24 protein-coding genes are annotated in these 22,864 nt (G+C 60.8%); 11 read left to right on the top strand and 13 right to left on the bottom strand.

Annotation, left to right across the window (positions count from 1 at the left end; translation table 11 throughout):
* Positions 1-22: 22 nt before the first annotated feature.
* From WAO69_RS09380 to glp, 4 genes are read left to right on the top strand one after another with little or no spacing between them, the layout of a single operon-like run.
* Positions 23-913 (top strand): formate dehydrogenase accessory sulfurtransferase FdhD, encoded by an 891-nt coding sequence (locus WAO69_RS09380; protein WP_422178424.1) that lies wholly within the window; start codon positions 23-25, stop codon positions 911-913.
* On the top strand, positions 910-1,530 hold the full coding sequence (gene mobA / locus WAO69_RS09385) for a molybdenum cofactor guanylyltransferase MobA (RefSeq protein WP_422178345.1): 621 nt from the start codon (positions 910-912) through the stop codon (positions 1,528-1,530). The genes WAO69_RS09380 and mobA overlap by 4 nt, the downstream gene beginning before the upstream one ends.
* The gene (gene mobB, locus WAO69_RS09390) at positions 1,527-2,018 is read left to right on the top strand and encodes a molybdopterin-guanine dinucleotide biosynthesis protein B (RefSeq protein ID WP_422178347.1); all 492 of its coding nucleotides are present in this window, start codon (positions 1,527-1,529) and stop codon (positions 2,016-2,018) included. The genes mobA and mobB overlap by 4 nt, the downstream gene beginning before the upstream one ends.
* A complete protein-coding gene (glp, locus tag WAO69_RS09395; protein ID WP_422178349.1) occupies positions 2,015-4,138 on the top strand; it encodes a gephyrin-like molybdotransferase Glp in 2,124 nt (707 codons plus the stop codon). Before mobB ends, glp begins: the two co-directional genes overlap by 4 nt.
* Here glp and WAO69_RS09400 read toward each other — a convergent pair.
* The 12 genes from WAO69_RS09400 to WAO69_RS09455 all read right to left on the bottom strand — a co-directional run bounded on the left by WAO69_RS09400 (position 4,117) and on the right by WAO69_RS09455 (position 12,780).
* On the bottom strand, positions 4,117-5,868 hold the full coding sequence (locus tag WAO69_RS09400) for an alpha-amylase family glycosyl hydrolase (protein ID WP_422178351.1): 1,752 nt from the start codon (positions 5,866-5,868) through the stop codon (positions 4,117-4,119). The genes glp and WAO69_RS09400 overlap by 22 nt on opposite strands.
* A 7-nt stretch (positions 5,869-5,875) precedes the next feature.
* Positions 5,876-6,514, bottom strand: coding sequence for an urease accessory protein UreG (gene ureG / locus WAO69_RS09405; RefSeq protein ID WP_422178353.1), 639 nt, complete (start codon positions 6,512-6,514; stop codon positions 5,876-5,878).
* A 1-nt stretch (position 6,515) separates the two neighbouring features.
* Positions 6,516-6,926 carry a DUF3995 domain-containing protein gene (locus WAO69_RS09410; protein WP_422178355.1) on the bottom strand — a complete coding sequence of 137 codons (411 nt, stop codon included), beginning with the start codon at positions 6,924-6,926 and terminating at the stop codon, positions 6,516-6,518.
* Positions 6,923-7,570 carry an urease accessory protein UreF gene (locus tag WAO69_RS09415; RefSeq protein WP_422178357.1) on the bottom strand — a complete coding sequence of 216 codons (648 nt, stop codon included), beginning with the start codon at positions 7,568-7,570 and terminating at the stop codon, positions 6,923-6,925. The genes WAO69_RS09410 and WAO69_RS09415 overlap by 4 nt, the downstream gene beginning before the upstream one ends.
* A complete protein-coding gene (locus WAO69_RS09420) occupies positions 7,560-8,012 on the bottom strand; it encodes an urease accessory protein UreE (protein WP_422178359.1) in 453 nt (150 codons plus the stop codon). Before WAO69_RS09420 ends, WAO69_RS09415 begins: the two co-directional genes overlap by 11 nt.
* 19 nt (positions 8,013-8,031) lie before the next feature.
* On the bottom strand, positions 8,032-8,253 hold the full coding sequence (locus tag WAO69_RS09425; RefSeq protein ID WP_422178361.1) for a DUF1127 domain-containing protein: 222 nt from the start codon (positions 8,251-8,253) through the stop codon (positions 8,032-8,034).
* Between the two features lie 129 nt (positions 8,254-8,382).
* Entirely contained in the window at positions 8,383-8,580 is a 198-nt protein-coding gene (locus tag WAO69_RS09430; RefSeq protein ID WP_422178363.1) for a hypothetical protein, read from the bottom strand.
* 151 nt (positions 8,581-8,731) lie between these two features.
* Positions 8,732-10,492, bottom strand: a complete 1,761-nt coding sequence (gene ureC, locus WAO69_RS09435; protein ID WP_422178365.1) for an urease subunit alpha — start codon at positions 10,490-10,492, stop codon at positions 8,732-8,734.
* Positions 10,493-10,622: 130 nt separating this feature from the next.
* A complete protein-coding gene (locus WAO69_RS09440; protein ID WP_422178367.1) occupies positions 10,623-11,018 on the bottom strand; it encodes a carboxymuconolactone decarboxylase family protein in 396 nt (131 codons plus the stop codon).
* 146 nt (positions 11,019-11,164) lie between these two features.
* The gene (locus WAO69_RS09445; RefSeq protein ID WP_422178369.1) at positions 11,165-11,470 is read right to left on the bottom strand and encodes an urease subunit beta; all 306 of its coding nucleotides are present in this window, start codon (positions 11,468-11,470) and stop codon (positions 11,165-11,167) included.
* 142 nt (positions 11,471-11,612) lie between these two features.
* Complete coding sequence (locus WAO69_RS09450) at positions 11,613-11,915, bottom strand: urease subunit gamma (protein WP_422178371.1); 303 nt, start codon at positions 11,913-11,915, stop codon at positions 11,613-11,615.
* A gap of 1 nt (position 11,916) precedes the next feature.
* Positions 11,917-12,780, bottom strand: coding sequence for an urease accessory protein UreD (locus tag WAO69_RS09455; RefSeq protein WP_422178373.1), 864 nt, complete (start codon positions 12,778-12,780; stop codon positions 11,917-11,919).
* Between the two features lie 179 nt (positions 12,781-12,959).
* Here WAO69_RS09455 and WAO69_RS09460 point away from each other — a divergent pair, with 179 nt between their 5' ends.
* A complete protein-coding gene (locus WAO69_RS09460) occupies positions 12,960-13,610 on the top strand; it encodes a GntR family transcriptional regulator (protein ID WP_422178375.1) in 651 nt (216 codons plus the stop codon).
* Positions 13,611-13,665: 55 nt separating this feature from the next.
* On the opposite strand, the gene WAO69_RS09465 is transcribed toward WAO69_RS09460, so the two are convergent.
* Complete coding sequence (locus WAO69_RS09465; protein WP_422178377.1) at positions 13,666-14,382, bottom strand: type 1 glutamine amidotransferase; 717 nt, start codon at positions 14,380-14,382, stop codon at positions 13,666-13,668.
* An 81-nt stretch (positions 14,383-14,463) separates the two neighbouring features.
* On the opposite strand from WAO69_RS09465, the gene WAO69_RS09470 reads away from it, so the two are divergent.
* The 6 genes from WAO69_RS09470 (at position 14,464) to WAO69_RS09495 (ending at position 22,801) form a co-directional block, all read left to right on the top strand.
* Positions 14,464-15,723: a cytochrome P450 gene (locus WAO69_RS09470; RefSeq protein ID WP_422178379.1), complete on the top strand. Its 1,260-nt coding sequence runs from the start codon at positions 14,464-14,466 to the stop codon at positions 15,721-15,723.
* A 14-nt stretch (positions 15,724-15,737) separates the two neighbouring features.
* Positions 15,738-17,027 (top strand): glutamine synthetase, encoded by a 1,290-nt coding sequence (locus tag WAO69_RS09475; protein WP_422178381.1) that lies wholly within the window; start codon positions 15,738-15,740, stop codon positions 17,025-17,027.
* A 190-nt stretch (positions 17,028-17,217) separates the two neighbouring features.
* On the top strand, positions 17,218-18,609 hold the full coding sequence (locus WAO69_RS09480) for a cytochrome ubiquinol oxidase subunit I (protein ID WP_422178383.1): 1,392 nt from the start codon (positions 17,218-17,220) through the stop codon (positions 18,607-18,609).
* A gap of 6 nt (positions 18,610-18,615) precedes the next feature.
* Positions 18,616-19,626 carry a cytochrome d ubiquinol oxidase subunit II gene (locus WAO69_RS09485; RefSeq protein WP_422178385.1) on the top strand — a complete coding sequence of 337 codons (1,011 nt, stop codon included), beginning with the start codon at positions 18,616-18,618 and terminating at the stop codon, positions 19,624-19,626.
* A gap of 104 nt (positions 19,627-19,730) precedes the next feature.
* Positions 19,731-21,569 (top strand): DNA mismatch repair endonuclease MutL, encoded by a 1,839-nt coding sequence (mutL, locus tag WAO69_RS09490; RefSeq protein ID WP_422178387.1) that lies wholly within the window; start codon positions 19,731-19,733, stop codon positions 21,567-21,569.
* Positions 21,566-22,801: a DNA recombination protein RmuC gene (locus tag WAO69_RS09495; protein WP_422178389.1), complete on the top strand. Its 1,236-nt coding sequence runs from the start codon at positions 21,566-21,568 to the stop codon at positions 22,799-22,801. Before mutL ends, WAO69_RS09495 begins: the two co-directional genes overlap by 4 nt.
* The last annotated feature ends 63 nt before the right edge of the window (positions 22,802-22,864 follow it).

Raw genomic sequence — 22,864 nt, forward strand, 5'->3', positions numbered from 1 at the left:
AATTAACGGTCTTCGGGGAGGGATGCAATTGGCGCAATCCAGCGATACTTCAGAGTTCATCATCGCACCGGATCCCGCGGCTCCACGTCTGACACGCGCGGTCGAAGGCGTCGACCAGAACGGGCAGATCAGCCGCATTTCGGTGGTCGAGGAGAGACCCCTGACCATTTTCCTCAACTCGCAGGAGATCGTGACGGCCATGACCATCGGGGATTATCCCGAGTATCTGGCGCTGGGTTTTCTGCTCAATCAGGGCATGCTGCAGCGCGACGAAGACGTCACCGGTGTCGACTATGACGAAGAGCTTGAAACCGTGGTCGTGCGGACGGCCTCGCAAACCACCTATGAAGACAAGCTGAAGAAAAAGACGCGCACCTCGGGATGCGCTGTTGGCACGGTGTTCGGCGACATGATGGAGGGGCTTGAGGGTGTGAGCCTGCCTGCCACCCCGCTGCGTACGTCCTGGCTTTATGAGCTGGCCGCACGGATCAACCGCACACCGTCTCTTTATCTTGAGGCCGGAGCAATTCACGGCACGGTTCTGTGCCAGGGGAATCGCCCGCTGGTCTATATGGAAGATGTGGGACGCCATAATGCCGTGGACAAGATCGCGGGCTGGATGTTGCAACATGGCGTGAGCGCTGACGACAAGATGCTTTACACCACGGGTCGCCTGACTTCGGAAATGGTGATCAAGACCGCGATGATGGGTATCCCGGCCCTGGCGTCGCGCTCGGGCTTTACCGCATGGGGGGTCGAGATCGCCCGCGAAGTGGGTCTGACGCTGATCGGACGCATGCGCGGACGCCGGTTCGTTTGCCTGAGTGGAGAGGATCGTCTGATCCGCGATGTCGATCCGGAGAGCGTCGCCGAGGAAGACAGCAAGCATCGACGCAAGAGTGCGGCGCAATGACTGCTCCACTGGGCGTTATCCTGGCCGGTGGGCTTGCCCGCCGGATGGGTGGAGGCGACAAGGGGATGCTGAGCCTTGGCGGGCAGACAATCCTGTCGCGGGTGATTGATCGCCTTTCGCCCCAAGTGGCGGGTCTGGCCCTGAACGCCAATGGTGAGGCGGGACGGTTCGATCCTTTCGGCCTGCCGGTCATTGCCGATAGCATTGACGGGTTTGTGGGGCCATTGGCCGGTGTTCTGGCCGGGCTTGACTGGGCAGCCGGGCAGGGGGCCGACAGCATCGTGACGGCGGCGGCAGACACCCCGTTTTTTCCCGCTGATCTTGTGCAGAAGCTGCAAGCGGCGGGGGATGGGATGACCCATCCGCTGGTGCTGGCCGCGACCCCGGACCCGGAGCGCGGGCAGATCAGGCATCCCACGTTCGGCCTTTGGCCCGTGGCACTGCGCGATGATCTGCGCGCCGCACTCTCGGACGGTCTGCGCAAGGTCGTGATCTGGACCGACCGTCATGACGGCCGCGTGGCGGTCTTTCCGGTGCAGGGGGTTGATCCGTTCTTCAATGTCAATACGCCCGAGGATTTGAGTGTGGCCGAAACTCTTTTGAAAGGTGCATCATGAGGCTTTATGGGGTGGTCGGCTGGAAGAATGCCGGGAAAACGGGTCTCATGGAGCGGTTGGTGTCCGAGATAACCGGGCGCGGGATAACCGTGTCCACGATCAAACACGCGCATCACAGTTTCGATGTGGATCATCCGGGCAAGGACAGCCACCGCCACCGTGTCGCCGGTGCGACCGAGGTTCTGCTGGCATCACGCAACCGATTTGCGCTGATGCATGAGCTGCGCGACGAGGACGAGCCGACGCTGGAGATGCTGCTGAGCAAACTCAACCCGGTCGATCTGATCCTGATCGAAGGCTACAAGCGCGACACGCATCCCAAGGTCGAAGCTCACCGCGCCGAGACCGGCAACCCGCTGATCGCACCTGGGGATCAGACGATCCGGGCTGTGGCCAGTGACACGCCGCTTGATCTGGACCGGCCGGTGTTCGATTTGAACGACACGGTTGCGATTGCCGATTTCATCCTGGCCGAGGTCGGCCTGTGAGAGCATTCGACAGCATTCTTGTTGCGGATTGGTCAGCGGGGAAACGCGCGCCGAAATCTCCGTCCAAGGATGCAATCTGGCTGTGTGTTGCACGGCGCGGCGCTGCCGAGGAACCTGTCTATTGCCGGACGCGCCGTGAGGCCGAAGACTGGATCAGGAATTTCTTCGCGCAAGAGATTGCCGCCGGTCGCCGTGTGCTGGCCGGGTTCGATTTTCCCTTTGGCTATCCGCAGGGCTTTGCCGCGCATGTGACTGGATCAAGCGATCCACTGGCTGTGTGGGATTGGCTGGAGGCGCGAATTACAGATGCCGAGGATGGGGCGAACAATCGCTATGATGTTGCACAAACGCTGAATGCGCTATTTGAGGGTCCGGGGCCGTTCTGGGGAAAGCCGAACGAGGCGGGCTGGCCCGAAATTCCCTATCGCAAGGCGGATATCGCCTTTGATCAGCTGTCCGAGCGGCGCGCTTGTGATCTTGCGGCAAAGGCGTCCTCTTCGTGCTTTCAACTGGCCTTCCCGCCCACGGTGGGTGGGCAGATCCTGATGGGTCTGCCGATGCTTGCGCGGTTGCGACAGATCGCTGGTGTGCATGTCTGGCCCTTTGAAGACTGCACCGAAGCGCCGGTTGTTCTTGCCGAGATATGGCCGGGATTGATCGAACCTGCGGTCAAGGCGGAACTGGGGCGTCTGGACGCAAACCCGATCCGCGATCGTGAGCAAGTCAGGCTGTTGTCGCGGGCCTTCTCCCGCCTTTCCCTGTCCGAACTGGTCGCGATGATGACCGAGATTCCGGACGTCGCAAGGGAAGAGGCGTGGATACTGGGTGCCGGGTTTGAAGAACGACTGGGTGCGCTTTGCGCGACATCTCTGGCTCCGCCCCCCTTGCGCAACGATTGCTTTGCTTTGCCTGCAGGCGTGGAATGGACGCCAGTGGATGAGGCGCTGGAGCTGTTACGCAGCCGGCTGACGCCGGTGACAGGGATGCGCAGCGCCCCATTGGCAGAAAGCCTGGGGCGTGTTCTGGCGGTGCCGGTTCATGCCAGGCGCTCGAACCCGCCCCAACCCAACACGGCGGTGGATGGGTATGGCTTTGCCGGAGGCCGGCCGGAAGGTCCGCACGTTTTGCCGCTGATCCAAGGGCGCGCGGCGGCGGGTGTGCCCTTCAACGGTTCGGTGCCCGAGGGCCATGCGATCCGCATTCTGACCGGTGCGGCCCTGCCCGAAGGCGTAGACACGGTGATTCTTGAGGAAGACGTGAGAACCGATGGCACGCAGATCGCCTTTCATGGGCCTCTGAAACCCGGAGCCAATACCCGCAAGGCAGGGGAAGATGTGCACGCAGGTGATCTGGCCCTTCCTGCCGGGCAATGCCTGACCCCGGCCGATCTGGCGCTGTTGTCGGCGGTGGGTATATCCGAGGTCGATGTGCGCGCACCGCTGCGCGTGGCTGTTCTGTCGACAGGAGACGAATTGGTAGAACCCGGTGATGCAGCCGGGCCAGGTCAGATTTTTGACGCCAATCGCCCAATGCTGCTGTCGATGATGACGCGCTTTGGGTTTGAGCCGGTCGATATGGGGCGTGTCGGCGATGACCGTGAGGTTTTGCGCCTTGCGATGGATCGCGCGGCGCAGCAGGCGGATGTGATCCTGACCTCGGGTGGTGCGTCAGCCGGAGACGAGGATCACGTATCGGCCCTCTTGCGCCAGGCCGGCGCAATGCAGGAATGGCGCATCGCGGTCAAGCCGGGTCGACCTCTTGCGCTGGGGCTTTGGGACGGCAAGCCTGTGTTCGGTCTGCCGGGCAATCCCGTGGCAGCGATGGTCTGCACCCTGGTCTTCGCACGCCCGGCCATGGCGCTGCTGTCTGGGCAGGAATGGCGCGCGCCGCAGGGCTTTGATGTGCCCGCCGCGTTCGAAAAGCGCAAGAAGCCCGGTCGTCGGGAGTATCTGCGCGCGCGGGTTCGCGATGGAAGGGCCGAGGTGTTCCGCTCGGAAGGTTCGGGACGGATCAGCGGGCTGAGTTGGGCCGATGGGCTGGTCGAGATCGAGGACGGTGCCCGTCACATTCGCCCGGGCGATCCCGTGCGTTTCATTCCCTATGGCAGTTTCGGGCTATAGCGTCGGTTGGTGATCCAGCGGCATTGATAGGGCGCAAGGCTGATCTTGCGACCCACCGGGTCGATCACCTCGCCCGACAGAATGTCGACCCATGAATCCCCTTCGATCAGGTTCAGCGTGACAGGGTCCAGACTGACGGGCTGATCACTGACATTGTGCAGCGCAAAGATGGACTGATCGCGATCCAGGCTCTGCCGCCAGACGCCGAAAATCCGGTCTTCGGTTTGCAGCGTAAACTGGGTGGCATTGGGGTGGAAGGCGGGTTGCTTTGCCCTCAGCTTGATCCGCGTTTTTAGCGCGCCCAATACCCGGGATGTAATGCTCTCAGGATCCTCCAGCAACGCCTGAAGCGCGGCGTAATCCCAGTGATGCCGGTTGATGGCGCGTTTCATGCCCGTGCGCGCGACTTTGTCGTGATCGTTTGGCGTCGCAAGAAGCGCGTGGATGTAGAACGCCGGTATCCCTTCCAGCGCCATGACGATGGTCTGCGAGCATAAGAACCGGTCGATCTGATGGCTGTCCGGTCCGTCAAAGGTTCCTTTGAGGGCTTCAAAATAGGTGATGTTCAACTCATAGACCGATTCCGTCCCCGAGAGCGCACGCATGGACACATCACCGCCAAAGTCCCGGGCGATCTGCACCATGGCGTCGATCTGATCCTGCGGCAGGATTCCTTCGGCGGGCCGCATTCCGATTCCGTCGTGACTTGCCGAAAAGTTCAGATAGGCGCAGCCCAGTTGCGCCGGCGGCATCGCCGCCTGCCAGCCCCGCAGATACCTGGCCGAGCCGGATAAAAGCGCATGCAGGATAAGCGGGGGCAACGGAAAGTTATAGACAACATGCGCCTCGTTGCGGTTGCCGAAATAGCTGAGGTTTTCGGCACTTGGCACGTTGGTTTCGGTCAGCAGGATCACCGGTTCAACGGTGTAATCGCTCAGCAGTCGCATCAGGCGCACGATCGCATGGGTCTGGGGCAGGTGGATGGAGGGCGAACCGACCTCTTTCCACAGGAAGGCGACGGCATCCAGACGCAGAATGCGAACGCCGTTGTCGATATGCAGGCGCATGATGCGCAGGAATTCCAGCAAGACATCCGGGTTGCGGAAGTCCAGATCGACCTGGTCATGGCTGAAGGTGCACCAGACATGCCGCGTGCCGTTCGCGGTTTCGACTTCGCGCAGCAGGGGGTGCGTGCGGGGGCGAACCACCTGCGACAGATCATCCTGAGGCGAGGCCTCGAAGAAGAACCTGTCATATGGTGCGCGACCCTGGAGATAGTCGTTGAACCAGGTGCCTTGACTCGAGACATGGTTCAGCACGAGATCCGACATCAGCTTGAACTCGCTGGCAATCCGGCTGATGTCGCTCCAGTCTCCCAGGGTCGGATTGACGGCGGTATAGTCGCTGACCGCGAAGCCGTCGTCCGAGGTGAAAGGAAAGAATGGCAGGATATGCACGCCGTTCAGCGTGCCACTGAGATTGCGGTGCAGGAAATCGCGCAGCAGGTCCAGGGGCTTGTGGACCCCGTCGACAAAGCTGTTGCCATAGGTGATGACCAAGGCGTCACGTTCTGACCAGAAGCTGTTGCCCGGTTTGCGCCCGCGGCGGCGGCGGTTGCGCTCATCGGGCCAGAAGGCGTCGATGATCTTGGAAGACAGGATCGCACCATCCACATCGGGATAGATCGCAGCTACCAGATCAGCCAGCTTGAGAGAAAACGCATCTGACATGCCGGGCTTATTCTGCGGCCTTTACCTTCGGTTCGGGTAACCCGCCAAAAGCACAGATATGCGAAATCACATGATCTATCCCGTGACCTTCCTTGAGGCGTGCGAACACGAAGGGACGGGTGCCGCGCATACGCTTTGCGTCGCGGTCCATCACCTCAAGCGAAGCTCCGACATAGGGGGCGAGATCGGTCTTGTTGATGATCAGCAGATCGGATTTTGTAATCGCCGGGCCGCCCTTGCGGGGGATTTCTTCGCCTGCGGCCACGTCGATGACATAAAGCGTCACATCCGCCAGTTCCGGGCTGAAGGTGGCCGACAGGTTATCGCCGCCGCTTTCGATCAGGATGATGTCGAGGTCGGGAAACCGATCCGAAAGCTCTTTGACAGCCGCGATGTTGATCGAGGCGTCTTCGCGGATTGCGGTATGCGGGCAGCCTCCGGTTTCCACACCCTTGATCCGGTCAAGCGGCAGTGCCTGCATGCGCATCAGCGCCTCGGCATCTTCCTGTGTGTAGATATCATTGGTGATAGCAGCGACCGAGAAATGGTCGCGCAACGCCCGGCACAAGCCAGCGGTAAGGGTCGTTTTGCCGGCACCCACAGGGCCGCCGATGCCTACGCGTAAAGGTCCGTTTGGGGACGCCATGTCAGAACTCTCCAAATACAAGAATGAGATACCCGATACCAAGCATCACGCAAAGTGGTCCGTAGACTCTGCGATCCATGGTCGCAAAGGGTTCTTCGGGGACCAAAGTGCGCCAGACGGGCAGATAGGTCGCGATACCGCGCGCGATGAACACTGCGGCGATCATCGGCATGAGGACAAAGCGGGCGGGAAAATCCGGGCGATGAGGCAGAACGGCACAAAAGAGCAGAGCCATGCCAACAACCGCGCAGGGCACAGGGCCGGGCATGTTGCGGATACCGGGCCTGCCAATCACGCTGCGCGCCAGCCCGGATTCATCACGGATCGGTACCCAAAAGCCAATCGCCCAAAACAGGTGAAGCAGCGCCAAGGCCCCCAGAATGCCAGAGATGACAAAGACAAGGGCCATCATGAGCGAAACAACCTGGAATACTGCGTCTCATGCTGCATCGAGGCAATATCGGCCGCGAAGGTGCTTGAGCCGATATCCTCGGGCGAAAGATGCAACGTCTCTTCGGAAATCTGCTGGCAGACGGGGGCCAGACGGGCCAGAACGCCTTGACCGTCTGTCTGCCCCAGCGGGATCAGGCGGATCGCCGCAGAGGTCAGGTTGGCCGCGAAGGCATGCAGATACGTGGCACAGGTCAGGCTGGCGTCGATCCCCTCGCGTCTTGCCGCAACCCCGACAGCCACCGGATAGGCAAGCGGGGCATCATCCGCGCCCCAGATGGCGGCTGTCGTGCGGGCAAAGGCCTCGCCTTGCAATTCGGTCTCGATCCGGCGCTCATGCGAGGCGCAAAGCGCGCGGGCGAGATCGTCAAGTTCACCCAGACGGGCCGGGCTCTGACTGCGATAGGCGCTGTGCAGCAGGATTGCATCGGATCGCCCGGTGCCATGGCGCAGGATGTCGTCAAGCCACTGGTGAAACGTGGTGCTGTCATGAACCTGACCGCAATCGACCATCCGCTCCAACCCATGCGAATAGGCGAAAGCCCCCACCGGATAACCCGGTGAGAGCCATTGCATCAGCGTCAGATGCGCCAGATCAATGGGCATGGGAATGCGTACGCCCGTGCCCGTATGCTCCGCCTTCAGGGGTGAAGGGTTCGGTGATCTCGCGGGTTGTCGCGCCCAGCAGCGACAGCATATCCGCCATCACGTGGTCCGGCTTGATCAGCAAGCGCGTTGCCTCGATCTGACAGGGGGTATGACGATTGCCGATATGCCAAGCCAGCCGTGTGAGGTCGTTTCCGGTAATCTCGATCAATGGCTCGGGGGCTGCGATAACAGCCACCTCTCCGCCATCTTCCAGCACCAGCACGCCGCCATGATCCAGTGAGGTGGTTTGAGGCAGATCGACCAGCAAATCGGCCCCATCGTTGGTGCTCAGCACCTTGCGGCGCAGAAACCGGTCCTCATAGCTCAGCGCGATCTCAGCAACCGGCGTTCCATGACCGTGGTCGTGATAGTGTCGGGCGATGCGTTGGGGGGTACTCATGCGCACACCCCCTGCGAGATCAGATGTAGAACAGGTCGCCGAACACGTGGCGCGTGATGTCTTCGCGTTTCAGGCCATGTTTGGCCAGTTCCGCATCGCTCATCGCGTTCAGTGCTTCGGCGCGGCGCACCCGGCTGTTGGCCTCTCCGATCATCACAAGGGCGTTGCCAATGGATGAAAAAAACTGTGAAACGCGTCCGCCAAGCGGTGCCTGCTGCAGTGATGTTGTCGTGTAAGCCATTGGAAACCTTCCAGATTGCGTTTAGGTTCCCTCCCTGTTTCTGGAAATAGGGCAGCGTTGCTGTCCTGAAAAGGCGCAATGCGGAATAGCTGCATCCCGCTGGATGCAAGGCTCGGGCGGTGGCTTGGGCTATTTCATCAGTTTGAAAAACACATGCTCTGCGATCATCGGGCGTCGCAGCCCCTTGGCCAAGAGGTCTTCGTCGCTCAGCGCAAAGAGCTTGAGATGCTCGGCGCGATAGGCCCGGCGCATCGCGGCGGGATTGCGGCCAAAGCCGATGCTGGCAAGATACCATTCGAAGTCGGATCTGTCGTGGGTTGAATACATGATGTACGGAATCCCCTGATTTGATTGCAGGCGGATTCCTCTCCTGACGCTCGATACCGTGTTCACAGACGGATTGACAGCGAGAAGCGGTGATGGATGCAACACTCGGGTCAGTCAGTGGCATTTGTTGTGTCATGCTCAATATACTCGTTCAAAACAGGAAGTAACGCTGCGCCATGGGCAGCACTTCGGCAGGCTGGCAGGTCAGCAACTCTCCATCCGCCCGCACTTCGTAGGTTTCCGGGTTCACTTCGACATGCGGCATTGCATTGTTCAGGATCAGATCCGCTTTGCCGATGTTGCGCGTGTTTTCCACCGCCAGCGTCTTTTTCGCCAATCCCAGCGACGCGCCGATCCCATCGGCCTGAGCCGCTTCTGAGACGAATGTCACGGCGGAATGCTCGACCGAGCGACCATAGGCCCCCCACATCAGTCGCGAATAGACAGGCTGTGGCGTCGGGATCGAGGCATTGGGGTCGCCCATCTGCGCGCAGACAATCGTGCCGCCCATCAGAACCATCTCGGGTTTCACGCCAAAGAATGCGGGGTTCCACATGACAAGATCCGCGCGCTTGCCTTCTTCGATCGAGCCGATGTGCTTGCTGACCCCATGCGCAATCGCTGGATTGATGGTGTATTTGGCGATGTAACGGCGCACACGCATGTTGTCGTTGTCGCCGGTTTCTTCGCTCAGTTTCCCGCGCTGTTTCTTCATCTTGTCGGCGGTTTGCCAGGTGCGAATGATGACCTCGCCAACCCGCCCCATGGCCTGGCTGTCCGAGGCGATGATCGAAAACGCGCCCATATCGTGCAGAATGTCTTCGGCAGCAATCGTCTCGCGGCGGATGCGGCTTTCGGCGAACGCCACGTCTTCGGGTATGGATTTGTCCAGGTGGTGGCAGACCATGAGCATGTCCAGATGCTCTTCGATGGTGTTCACGGTAAAGGGCCGCGTCGGATTGGTGGAGGAGGGCAGCACATGGCTCTCGCCGCAGATCTTGATGATATCCGGGGCATGGCCTCCGCCCGCGCCTTCGGTGTGAAAGGCATGGATCGTGCGGCCCTTCATCGCCGCCACGGTGTTTTCCACAAACCCGCTTTCATTCAGCGTGTCGGTGTGGATCATCACCTGCACATCCATTTGATCCGCGACATCCAGACAACAGTCTATGGCACCAGGGGTCGTGCCCCAGTCTTCGTGGAGTTTCAGCGCGCAGGCCCCGCCGCGCACCTGTTCCTCAAGTGCAGCAGGAAGCGAGGCATTCCCCTTGCCTGCAAAGGCAAGGTTCATCGGAAAGGCATCCGCTGCCTGCAACATGCGCCCGATATGCCAGGGGCCCGGTGTGCAGGTGGTGGCCAGTGTCCCATGTGCGGGGCCTGTGCCGCCGCCCAACATGGTGGTCAGTCCGGAATGCAGCGCGTCTTCGATCTGTTGTGGGCAGATGTAATGAATGTGGCTGTCAAAGCCACCCGCCGTCAGGATGCGCCCTTCGCCTGCGATGGCTTCGGTGCCGGGGCCGATGATGATGTTGACGCCCGGCTGTGTATCTGGATTGCCCGCTTTGCCGATCTTGTGAATGCGCCCGTCGCGCAGGCCGACATCCGCCTTGTAGATGCCCGAGTGATCCACGATCAATGCGTTGGTAATCACTGTATCCACGGCCCCTTCGGCCCGGGTCGCCTGAGACTGCCCCATCCCGTCACGGATCACCTTGCCTCCGCCGAACTTGACCTCTTCGCCATAAAGCGCGGCATTCGGACCGGTGCCACCACCCGATGCACGGCCCGCTCTTTCGGCAGTCAGGTCGCGCTCGACCTCGATGATGAGGTCGGTATCGGCAAGACGCAGGCGATCCCCGGTGGTGGGGCCGAACATCGCGGCATAGTCGGAACGGGTGATTTGGGTGGGCATGTGCGGTCTCCTAGACGTTCCACAAGGCGTGGGAGCGGTGCCGGTCGTTGAATGATTGGTCGCGAATGTGCGGCGCGACCCATGGGGTTTCGAATTCAGGCATTATATCTGCGCGGTCTGGTGGCATCGGCTACGTCCTGAAGACCTCATCCACATCGACCTGAAGGCCGGTCACGATGCCATTTGTCTGCATCGCCATCCCGATGACGCCCAGCAATTCGCCATGCTGCGCGGCTGTCATCCCCTTGGCTTTGGCTGCTGCCGTGTGGGAATGCACGCAATAGGAACACCCGTTCGCAGTCGAGACCGCCACATAGATCATCTCCTTGACCAGCGGATCCAGTTCTCCAGGTCCCATCACCACCTTGAGCCGCTCCCATGTGGCCTTCAGCAACGCGGGATCATGCGCCAATGCGCGCCAGAAGTTGTTCACGTAATCGGTGCCGCGCAGGGCGCGGATATCATTGAAGACGGCCAGAGCTTCAGGGCTGACCTCTTCGTCCGAAAGCAAGGACACTGTTCCCATCAGCTCATCCCCCCGATACAGGCCCGGTCCCCCGTGCCACCCGGACCGCCATGTACCGGAGGCCGGGCTGACAGATCATCAGCCACCCCCGCATTGATCCCAAAGTTATCGCACATTTCTCCGGCCCTCCCGGTTTGATGTGCCGCTCAAAGCGGCCCCATCACCTTCTGGTTGAACCCATAGATCTTTCTTGCCCCGGAGACGGGGATGAGGTTCACCTCGCGCCGCTGACCCGGCTCAAAGCGCACGGCGGTGCCTGCGGCAATGTCCAGCCGCATGCCGCGCGCGGCCTCGCGATCGAACTCCAGCGCCCCATTGGACTCGGCGAAATGATAGTGACTTCCGACCTGAACCGGACGGTCACCGGTATTGGCCACCATCAGCGTGATCGCCGTCCGGTCCCCGTTGAGCGACAGCATGCCTTCGGCCGCAAACAGCTCTCCGGGGATCATCTGGCGCGCACCTTGGCCGCAACCCGCCTGCGCCCACTCACAAGCATCATTGTCACTGCGGCACATCCACTCAAAACAAAGGCGAACATCTCGATGAACATCTCTCTCTCCTGCTTCTTTCTGGTCTCAAATACCCCGATCCTCACCGGATCGGATTGTGCACGGTCACCAGTTTCGTCCCATCCGGAAAGGTGGCCTCGACCTGTACGTCGTGGATCATCTCGGGCACGCCTTCCATGCATTGCTCGCGGGTGATGACTTCGGCACCGGCCTGCATCATCTCGGCGACCGAGCGGCCATCGCGCGCGCCTTCGACCACCGCGTCCGTGATCAGCGCGATGGCTTCGGGGTGGTTCAGCTTTACGCCGCGGGCAAGCCGTTTGCGGGCAATCTCGGCCGCAAGGGCGACCAGAAGTTTGTCTTTTTCGCGGGGTGTGAGGTTCATGTCAGATCATCCAGGGTCTGGGGAGTGGGTCGGTGCGGAACTGCGCGATCAACGGGATCAGAGCTTGGCGCAGAGTAAATCCATCCGGGGCAAGAATGCGAGCAAAGAGTACATCGGGTGCCGGCTGAGACATGCCTGCGGTCGCGGGCAGCAGAGCGCGCGCGGCGTCCAGATGGTCAGAGGCACCCGGTGCTGCGAAAATCAGACTGGCCATTGCTCCGGCCCCGCCGCCTGTTGCGAGTTGCGACAGATGGGCGTTGGCATCGCCCTGCAGCCGGGCACGGTCGGCAAAGATGATCCGGCCAGCACGGCGCAAAGTGATGCGGTCATCCAGATCAAGATCGCGCACCGTTTCACCCATGGCGACACGGCCAAAGATCAGGCTTTCGACCAGAAGGCAGGTGGCTTGCGCGCCAAGGGTCACGTCCAGACGGCGGGCAAGGGCGGCCCCGTCATAAAGGATCGTTTCCTGGGGCAGCCAGCATATACGCGCATTTTCGGTCACGTTCAGGCCCGTGCAGACGCGACCCTGCCCAAAGCTGGCACGATAGGCGCGTTCGGCGGCCTGCGTGGTGACCGTGAGGCGGGTGTTCGGCTCGGCACTCAGGCGCAGATCAAAGCGATCGCCGCCGGTTATGCCGCCTGCCGTGTTCAGCGTAACAGCGGTCAGAGCGGTGTCATCTGTGCGCGGAAACAACAGCTTGAGCGATCCCTGCTGATGCAGGCGGGATATCACGGTCTTGCCGTCCCGCGCCTTGACCAGGAGCCGCGCGGCACCCTGTGCGCGCGGTTGGGTCGTGGCGAGTGTAAGGGGGGTCAGGTCCTGAATCGTCGTCTCCACCAGTCGTTTGCGACGGTATGCCATCAGGCTAGCGCCTTTGACCGGTCTGTTTCCAGAGCCGGAATTGCTGCATTCATGCAGCAAGACAATATGCGCCGGTTTTTGCGACGGGGTGCTGAAAAAATAGGCACCATCCGAGGCGCTGCTGCGGATTGCGCGGAACGGTCCGGGTTCTTAAGGTTGGCGCGATCGAAAGGAGTGTCATGGCCGGGCAGACCGAAACAGTTCTGAATGCGCTTCTCGAAGGCATTGATCGCGGGCGTCTGAACCCGGGCGATGTGATCGAAGAAGCCCCTTTGATGCAGATACATGGGGTGTCGCGCACTCCGGTGCGCGAGGCGTTCATTCAGCTTGAATCCGCCGGGTTGATCCGGCGATTGCCGCGCAAGGGTGCGGTGCTGTTCAAGCCAAATCTCGAAGAGTTCCTGGCGATCCTCGAAGTGCATGCCAAGCTCGAAGGGCAGGCGGCGGGGCTTGCGGCCCGACGGCTGTCTTCACACAATGCCCGTGATCTGGAGGCTGCAGTGGTGGCCTGCGAGGACTATGCGGCGCGCCCGGGTCCGGGTGATCCGGCGCAGTATTATCAGTTGAACATGCGGTTTCACGAAGTCGTGGCGCTCAGTGCAGGCAATCCGGTCCTCGTGGATATGATCAAGACCAATGCGCGCAAGCTGATGGCCTATTACCGGGCGCGCTACCGCTATCCCGGTTCGATCGCCGACAGCGCGCTCGAGCATCGCGCCATCGCCACATTGATCACCGACCACAAGCGCGAAGAGGCAGAAGCCCTGATGCAGCGTCATGTGCAGTTTGATCAGGTCACGGTCATGGATCTGCTGGCCGCCGTCGGATAGGTCGCGGCATGTCGGGCCTTGCTGGCGAGCAGTCCCGAGCGCATGGCAAACGGGGTCAGGAGGCGGGCTGCGCCATCTCGAAAAAACGGGCGATCGATTCTGCGAATGCGTCGCTGTCAGCGGTTTGCGCCAATGAGGCGCGCGCGCGGCCTGTGACCTGCGGCCCCAGATACTCCGAAAGTTCTTCGGTCAACGCGGCGATAAAGCCCGGCGTCATTTCTGGGTGATGTTGGGACGTATAGACATGCGACCCCATGGCAAAGCCTGCGATGGGGCACCCCTCGGAACTGGTGACGGGGCTGGCTCCTTCCGGCAGTACGGTGACCTGCTCGACATGGCTGCCATAGAGCTTGAGATCTTCGGGCAGGGTATGCATCCAGGGTTTGCGCTGGATGAGGCGGTTTTGAATGAGCCCGTGCATGTACCCGCCCGGGTTTTTCTCGACGCGCCCCCCAAGGGCCATGGCGATGGCCTGATGGCCAAAGCAGGCCCCGAACAGCGGCAGTTTCCGCGCCACGATATCATCGATGAGCGTGAAAAGCCGGCCAATCCACGGCGCATCATCGTGAACAGAGGCCGGGCTGCCCGAGATCATCACGCCATCAAACCCATCAAGGGTTTCGGGAAACTGGCCGTCTTTGACTTCGAACACCGCAAAACTCCAGTCCGGGCGGACACGTGTCATCATGGTGGGGAATTTCTCGCCATCCTTGGGGTGGTTCTGCGCAAAGTCGCTGTCATCGGTGTTGGTCACCAGAATGGCAAGATGCATGGCGGCGGATCTCATTTTTGTTTACATATTTATAAGCCTCATTAATATACGAACGGTCAATGCCGGTGGAAAGGGCAAATCATGACGGTCTGGACGCCGGTAGACGACGGGTTTTCCGATCTGAGCAGTCACGACAGTTTCGTAGCAGGCGCCCCCCACAACACCTTTGCCCGCTTGCGCCGCGAGGATCCGCTGCATTGGACCGAATACGCGCAAGGTCAGGATTTCTGGTCCATCACCCGTCACGCCGACATTGAGGCGATGAACAAGCAGCCCGAGGTGTTTTCCTCGGCGCAAGGTATCCGCATGGAAGACCAGACCCATGAGGAATACCTTGCACGGCGGACCTTTCAGGAGACCGATCCGCCGGATCACACCCGGGTGCGTCGCAAGCTGACACGGGCCTTTGCCAAGCCGACGATTGCGGCATTCGAGCAGGACATACGCGATATCTGCAATGACATGCTGGACCCGGCTCTGGAACATGGCACATTCGATGCCACCAAGCTGATCGCGCGCGAGTTGCCGATGCGGATGCTGGGGCGGATCATCGGCACGCCGGAAGAAGACTTGCCCTGGCTGGTTGAAAAGGGCGATGCGCTGATTGCCAATACGGATCCTGATTTCACTGCCCATGTCCTGGACCGGATGGATACGGATGCGTTCCGAATGATGCCCTTCAACTCACCGGCCGGTGCCGAACTCTATCAATATGCGCGCGAGTTGATGGCCGGGAAGGCTGCACGCGGTGAAACGGATGGTGTGCTGCATCTGATCCTTGAGCCGGATGAGGATGGCCAGACCATTTCCGAGGACGAGTTTCGCAACTTCTTCTGCCTGCTGGTGGCCGCTGGCAATGACACGACCCGCTATTCCATCGCCGCCGGCATGCAGGCGATGTGCCATCAGCCGGAACTGCTGGGCCAGATGCAGGCTGGGGGCGATGTCTGGAAGACGGCCCCCGATGAGATCATCCGCTGGGCCACCCCGGCGACTTACTTTCGCCGCACGGCGACACGCGATGTCGAGATGCATGGCAAGACCATCCGGCAAGGCGACAAGGTGCTCTATTGGTTTGCCTCGGCCAATCGCGATGACGCGATGTTTGACGACCCGTTTCGCGTGAACCTGCATCGCAGCCCGAACCGCCATCTGAGTTTCGGACAAGGCGGACCGCATGTCTGTCTGGGGATGTGGCTGGCGCGTCTGGAGGTGCAGGTTCTGTTTGAAGAGCTTGCCAAGCGTCTGAAATCCATTGAACCTGCGGGTTCTCATCAATTCCTGCGATCCAATTTCGTGGGTGGGATCAAATCGCTGCCGGTCACTGTGCAGCGCGCCTGAAGGGAGAGTTCCTCATGAAAGATCGTCTGCGCGCATTGTTTTGCGACCATCTCAGCGTCATGCGGGGCAAATACCTGCCCCATCACAAGATCGGCGATGACAGTACCCGGTTTTGTCAGTCGGTGTTCGGTGTGCATTATGATCGCGATCTTCTGGATGCGCCGGGCTCCATGGTAACTGGTGGTTTGCCCGACATGGAACTGACGTGGTGCCATGACGATATCCGCCCCGGTTGGGAGCCGGGCACACAGGTGGTTTTGGGCGATCTGCATGACGAAGAAGGCGCGGCCCTGGCTCTGTGCCCGCGCGGAGCGTTGAAGCGTGCAGTCGCAGCCTGGCAGGCAAAGGGGCTGACGCCCAAGGTCGGGATCGAGTTGGAAGCCTTTGCCTTGCAAAAGGACGAGACCGGGCAGTTGCAGCCCTATCACGCCCCCGGTGGCGTGGTCTATGGCACCGGGCCGTTTGCCGATCCGCTGCGCTTCAATGACCGGATCTGGGAGGTCGCGGATCAGCTGGGGTTTCGTGTGGATATGATCACGGCCGAGTTCGACACGCCTCAGTTCGAGTACACTCTGACCTTTGATGATGCGCTCAAGGCGGTGGATGATATCGTGCTGTTCCGCCTCATGGCGCGCGAGGTCGCGCTGGAGCATGGGATCGTTCTGACATTCATGCCCAAACCCATTGCGCAGGCGGGCGGATCGGGGATGCATGTGAATTTCTCGTTCACGGATGCGACCGGGGGCAATGCATTGTCCACCGGACCCAAAGGCGGGCCCGAGCATATGAATGACCTGTCACGGGGCTGTGTGGCGGGGCTGTTGCATCACCACAAGGGGCTGGCCGGGCTGATCGCGCCCACGGCAACCTCCTATCAGCGCCTGCAGCCTGGATCCTTGTCCGGTTACTGGCAGAACTGGGGTGGGGATCATCGCAACGTGACCACGCGCGTCAGTGGGGAAGGCGGGGCAAAGGCCCGGCTTGAGCACCGCATGGCAGATGCTTCGGCCAATCCCTATACCGCGGTTGCAGCGGTTTTGCAGGCTGCATTGCTGGGGGTCGAGCGGGGATATGCCCTGCCCGCAATCGAGACGGGCGACGGGTTTGAGAACACCGATGCCGGCACGGGCACGGCGGATGATCTGGAAGGCGCTGTGGCCGATCTGTCAGCGGACAAGGTCCTGTCCGAGGCTGTCGGGGCAGAGCTGGTGGCCAATCATGTCTTCATGAAGCAGAACGAGGTTGGCAAAACCCGCGATCTGGAGGGCGATGCGTTGCGGGATTTCTACGCCTGGTTCGTCTGAGGCAAACGTGAAACTTGGCTGTGGCACCTGTTCTTCTTGACCAGATACTGCCTGATTAACTGTCTGTTTTTAATTGTGGAAATAGGTTGATGCAGGGCTGCCCGCGTTGCGCTGTCGCAGTTCTGCTGACTTGGGGCCAAAAAGGTCTAAGTCAGGGTCAGGTTTAAAGGTGACATCATAAGGCGGGCCAATGGACACGCTGCTTCTATCTCGTATTCAATTTGGCGCGAATATTTCGTTCCATATTCTCTTTCCGACAATCACCATCGCTTTGGGGTGGGTTCTTTTGTTCTTCAAGCTTCGGTTCAATGCAACCGGCGAGAAGAAATGGATGGATGCCTATGGCTTCTGGGTAAAAGTTTTCGCGCTGTCCTTCGCGATGGGCGTGGTCAGCGGCATTACCATGTCCTTCCAGTTCGGCACGAACTGGCCCGGTTTCATGGAAAGCGTCGGCAATATCGCGGGGCCGCTTCTGGCCTATGAGGTGATGACCGCGTTTTTCCTTGAGGCCGCGTTCCTTGGCATCATGCTGTTTGGAACATCGCGCGTGCCGGGCTGGCTGCACACAACGGCGACGTTCCTTGTGGCCTTCGGGACAACGCTGTCTGCCTTCTGGATTCTCGTGCTGAACAGCTGGATGCATACTCCGGCGGGCTTCGAGATGCGCGATGGCGTGGCCTTTGCCACGGACTGGTGGGCCATCGTCTTCAACCCGTCAATGCCTTATCGCCTGATGCATATGCTTTTGGCATCGGGCCTGACGGTCGCGTTTCTCATCGCCGGCCTGTCGGCCTTCCGCTGGCTGATCGGGGATCGCTCGGCATCTGTTCGGGCGGCGTTCAAGGTGGCGGTCGTGCTGGCTGCGGTTCTCATTCCGGTACAGATCCTTGTCGGCGACAAGCACGGTCTGAACACGCTCGAGCATCAGCCGGCAAAAGTGGCCGCGATGGAAGGGCATTGGGATGGTGACAAGTCTCCGGTGCCGCTGATCCTGTTCGCGCTGCCCAATGAAGAAACCCGTTCGAACGATTTCGAGATTGCCATTCCCTATGTCGGATCGCTGATCCTGACCCATTCGCTGGACGGAAAGATTCCCGGGCTGAATGATTTCGTCACCGAAACCGGTGAGGTCCTGCACCCCCCTGTGAACGCTGTGTTCTGGAGCTTCCGGGTCATGGTGGCCACCGGGTTGACCATGTTGCTGATGTCCTGGCTCTCGGTGTTTTTCATGCTGCGGCGCAAAGCCGGGATTTCGGCCCTGCCGCAACCGATGATCTATGGGTTCGTGGCGATGAGCTTTGCGGGGTGGCTGGCCACGCTGGCAGGCTGGTACACAACCGAGATCGGCCGCCAGCCATGGCTGGTGCATGGGGTTCTGACCACCAAACAGGCTGTCGCCGATGTGCCCGCACCCTTGGTCGGCTCTACGCTTGTGGCCTATCTGGTGGTCTATGCGCTGCTTCTGGCCGCCTATATCTATGTGCTGTTCTACCTGGCGCGCAAAGCCGCCCTGGGAGAGACCTTGCGCTCAACCACGCCGCAATCCGGCGAGGCGATCCCCCGCCAGCTTCCGGCGGAGTGAACGGATATGGAGCTTTTTGGAGACCCCAATGTCTGGTTGCCTCTGACCTTCGCGGGGCTGATGGGCCTGTCGATCCTGATCTATGTTGTTCTGGATGGGTTCGATCTGGGCGTGGGGGTTCTGTTTCCCTTTGCCGATGACGATGAAAAAGACATGATGGTCGCGTCGATCGGCCCCTTTTGGGATGCCAATGAAACCTGGCTGGTCCTTGCCGTGGGCATGCTGCTTGTGGCCTTTCCGTCCGCGCATGGAACGATCCTGACGGCGCTCTATCTGCCGGTCGCGGTGATGCTGATTGGCCTGATCCTTCGCGGGGTTGCCTTTGAGTTTCGTGTAAAGGCCCCGATACCGCACAAGAGACTTTGGAACGGCGCGTTCTTTGCTGGATCAATGATGACCTCGCTGTCACAGGGATACATGCTGGGGCTGTACATCATGGGCCTTGAACAAAACTGGGCCACATGGGTGTTTGGCGCGCTTACTGCGATCTTTCTGACCGTGGGGTATTCGTTCATCGGTGCGACCTGGCTGATCCTGAAGACCTCGGACGCGCTTCAGAAAAAAGCTGTTGCCTGGGCGCGTGGCGGCATTTGGGGGCTGATCCTGGGGCTGGCTGCGATCTCGATGGCCTCGCCCATGGTCAGCGAGCGGATCTGGGCCAAGTGGTTCTCGGTGCCCGAGATCTTCGCACTGGCCCCGCTGCCTCTGATGTCCGTTGCGCTGGTTGTGCTGCTGTGGATGGCACTCAAACGCCTGCCCACAAACGACGACAGCTGGGCATGGTTTCCCTTTGTCACGTCGATCGTCTTGTTCATGCTGTCTTTCTTCGGCCTGGCCTATTCGTTCTATCCCTATGTCGTGCCCGAACAATTGACGATCTATGAAGCTGCCAGTGCACCGGAAAGCCTGTTTATCATCCTCATCGGCACCTGTGTGGTGCTGCCGATGATCGGCGGATACACCGTGCTGTCCTACATGGTGTTTCGCGGCAAGGCGCGGGAACTGCGCTACGACTGATCCTTGACCCCACGGTTTATTGCAGAAATCGTGGGGACTGGCAGGTGGAATGCGCGCGCGATTGCGGTGGCAGAATCGCGTCGGGACATGCTAGGTTTAGCGTTATGGCCATCCCAGACCGCAATATCGGCGATTTTCGCCCTGTAATCCGTCAGTTGGACGAGGGCGCGATCAATCGTATCGCCGCCGGTGAAGTCGTCGAACGCCCTGCCTCTGCCGTCAAGGAACTGGTCGAGAATGCGATTGATGCAGGCTCCACGCGGATTTCCATAGATTATGCGGATGGCGGCAAGACCCTGATCCGCGTCACGGATGATGGCTGTGGGATTGCGCCTCCGGATCTGGAGCTGGCACTGGCGCGCCATGCGACATCCAAGATCGACGGCAGCGATCTTTTGAACATCCACACCTTCGGGTTTCGCGGAGAAGCCCTGGCCTCGCTGGCGGCTGTCGGTCGTCTGACGCTGACAAGCCGGGCCCCGGGCCATGAGGCGGCGATGCTGAAAGTCGCCGGCGGGCGGATGGATCCGGTGAAACCTGCCGCCCTGCGTGCAGGCACCGTCGTGGAACTGCGCGACCTGTTTTTCGCCACGCCGGCGCGGCTCAAGTTCCTGCGCTCGGACCGGGCCGAGACACAGGCGGTCACGGATGCGGTCAAACGGCTGGCCATGGCCGAGCCCGGGGTGTCCTTCACCCTGCGCGATGTCACGGGCGGAGGCGAAGGCCGCATAACCTTCCGCGCGGATGCAGAGCAGGGAGACTTGTTTGACGCATTGCGCGCGCGGCTGGGGCGCATTCTTGGCGCGGATTTCGTCGAGAATGCTTTGCCCGTTGATGCAACGCGGGACGGATTGCGTCTGATGGGCTACGCCGCGCTTCCGACATATTCGCGCGGCGCGGCGGTGGCGCAGTACCTCTTCGTCAATGGCCGGCCCGTGCGCGACAAGATGCTGGGCGGAGCATTGCGCGCAGCCTATATGGATTTTCTCAGCCGCGACCGCCATCCGGCGGCTGCACTGTTCTTTGACTGCGATCCCAACCTTGTCGATGTGAACGTCCATCCGGCCAAGACCGAAGTGCGGTTTCGCGATCCGGGCGTGGCGCGCGGCTTGATCATTTCCGCGCTGCGCCATGCCCTGGCCGAGGCCGGGCATCGTGCATCCTCGACCCTGGCAGGTGCCACCCTCGGGGCGATGCGGCCCGAACCCGCAGCCGCACCCGGCCGGGTCTATCAGATGGATCGTCCTTCGCGTGGTGCGCGTGTCGCGGCTTATCAGGGGCAGGCTCCCGAGGGGTTTGCAGAACTGTCCGAGGGCTATTCGGCGCGGGTGTTCGATGTACCATCACAAGAACAGACGGATGCATTGCCGCTGGGGACCGCGCGCGGACAGGTGCACGAGAACTACATCATCGCCCAGACCGCAACTGGCATGGTGATTGTTGATCAGCATGCGGCCCACGAGCGGCTGGTCTATGAAAAGCTCAAACAGCAGATGGCCCGGAACGGGGTTGCGTCCCAGGCTTTGCTGATCCCCGAGATCGTGGAACTGAGCGAGGGCGATTGCGCGCGGCTGCTCAGTGTCGCTGACGAGCTTGCAGGCTTTGGTCTGGGAATAGAACCCTTCGGAGGCGGAGCCATCGCAGTACGCGAAACCCCCGCAATTCTGGGAGATGTGGACGCCAGGGCGATGATCCTCGACATTCTGGACGAACTGGCGGATCAGGGCCAAAGCGCAAACCTGCAGGCCCGTATCGAGGCGATCCTCAGCCGGGTGGCCTGCCATGGCTCGATCCGCTCAGGCCGGCGGATGCGGGCCGAAGAGATGAACGCGCTGTTGCGCGAAATGGAAGCCACCCCGCATTCCGGACAATGCAACCATGGCCGGCCCACCTATGTGGAACTGAAGCTGAGCGATATAGAACGGTTGTTTGGACGCACATGATCCAGATTGGCGAAGAAACCTATGCGCTCGGCGATCCTTTGGTGATTGCAGCCCTTGTCGGAGCCGGGGTGGTTTTGCTGATCCTGCTGCTTCTGGTGCTGGCAGTGCGCGCCGCAGGCCGCTCTGCGCGGCTGGCCGAGCCTCTGGCGCAGCAGATGGGCATTCTGGGCGGCCATGTGCAGCAACTGGGTCTGGGGCAGGAGCAATTGCGCGGTGGCCTTCAGATGGTGTCCGACACTCAGGCCTATGCGCAGACACAGGTGATCCAGACCATGGAAGCCCGTCTGGGCGCGGTTCAGCAGCAACTGCAGGACCGTCTGGCCGATAACGCCATGCGCCAGAACAGGGCGCTGACCGAGATGCAGGAGCGGATGAAGGAAAGCCTGCACGGCTCGTCCAAACAGACCACCGCCTCGCTCAGCCAGCTGCAAGAGAGGCTGTCGGCCATCGACAAGGCCCAGGACAACATCACCAAACTCTCGGGCGATGTGCTGAGCCTGCAGGATATCCTGTCCAACAAGCAAACGCGCGGGGCATTCGGGGAAATTCAGCTGAACGATATCGTCTCCAAGGCGCTGCCATCGGATGCCTATACGTTTCAGGCCACGCTGACAAACGGGCGGCGGGCCGATTGTCTGATCCATCTGCCCAACCCGCCCGGGCCGATCGTGATCGATTCCAAATTCCCGCTCGAGGCCTATGAGGCGCTGCGCAGGGCGGGCAGTGAACCCGAGCTCAAACTGGCCGCCGGGCAGATGAAGACGGCGGTGCGCGCCCATATCAAGGCGATTTCCGAGAAATACATTCTGGATGGCGAAACCGCAGATGGTGCATTGATGTTCCTGCCATCCGAAGCGGTCTATGCCGAACTGCACGCCAATTTTCCCGAACTCGTGCGCGAGGGCTTTGCGGCGCGCGTCTGGATCGTCTCGCCCACCACCTGCATGGCGACCCTGAACACGATGCGCGCAATCCTCAAGGACGCGCGGATGCGCGAACAGACAGGCGCGATCCGAAAAACGCTGCGCCAGCTGCACCGCGACGTTGAGATCGTCGTAGAGCGCGTGTCGAAGCTCGACACCCATTTCCGTCAGGCGCGAGAAGACGTCGAAGGCATCGGTATCGCGGCAGAACGCGCAGGCAAACGCGCAGCCCGGCTCGACAATTTCGATTTCGAGGAACTCTCGCCGGAAGAACCCACCAACGTGGTGCCCTTGACCGACAAGGGCTGACGGTCCCACTCCTGCTTCTTTCTGGTCGCAAATACCCAAAAAGCAACATCGGTGCCGCGCGAC

The sequence above is a fragment of the Aestuariivita sp. genome, assembly GCF_049276915.1.
Taxonomy (GTDB): domain Bacteria; phylum Pseudomonadota; class Alphaproteobacteria; order Rhodobacterales; family Rhodobacteraceae; genus Aestuariivita.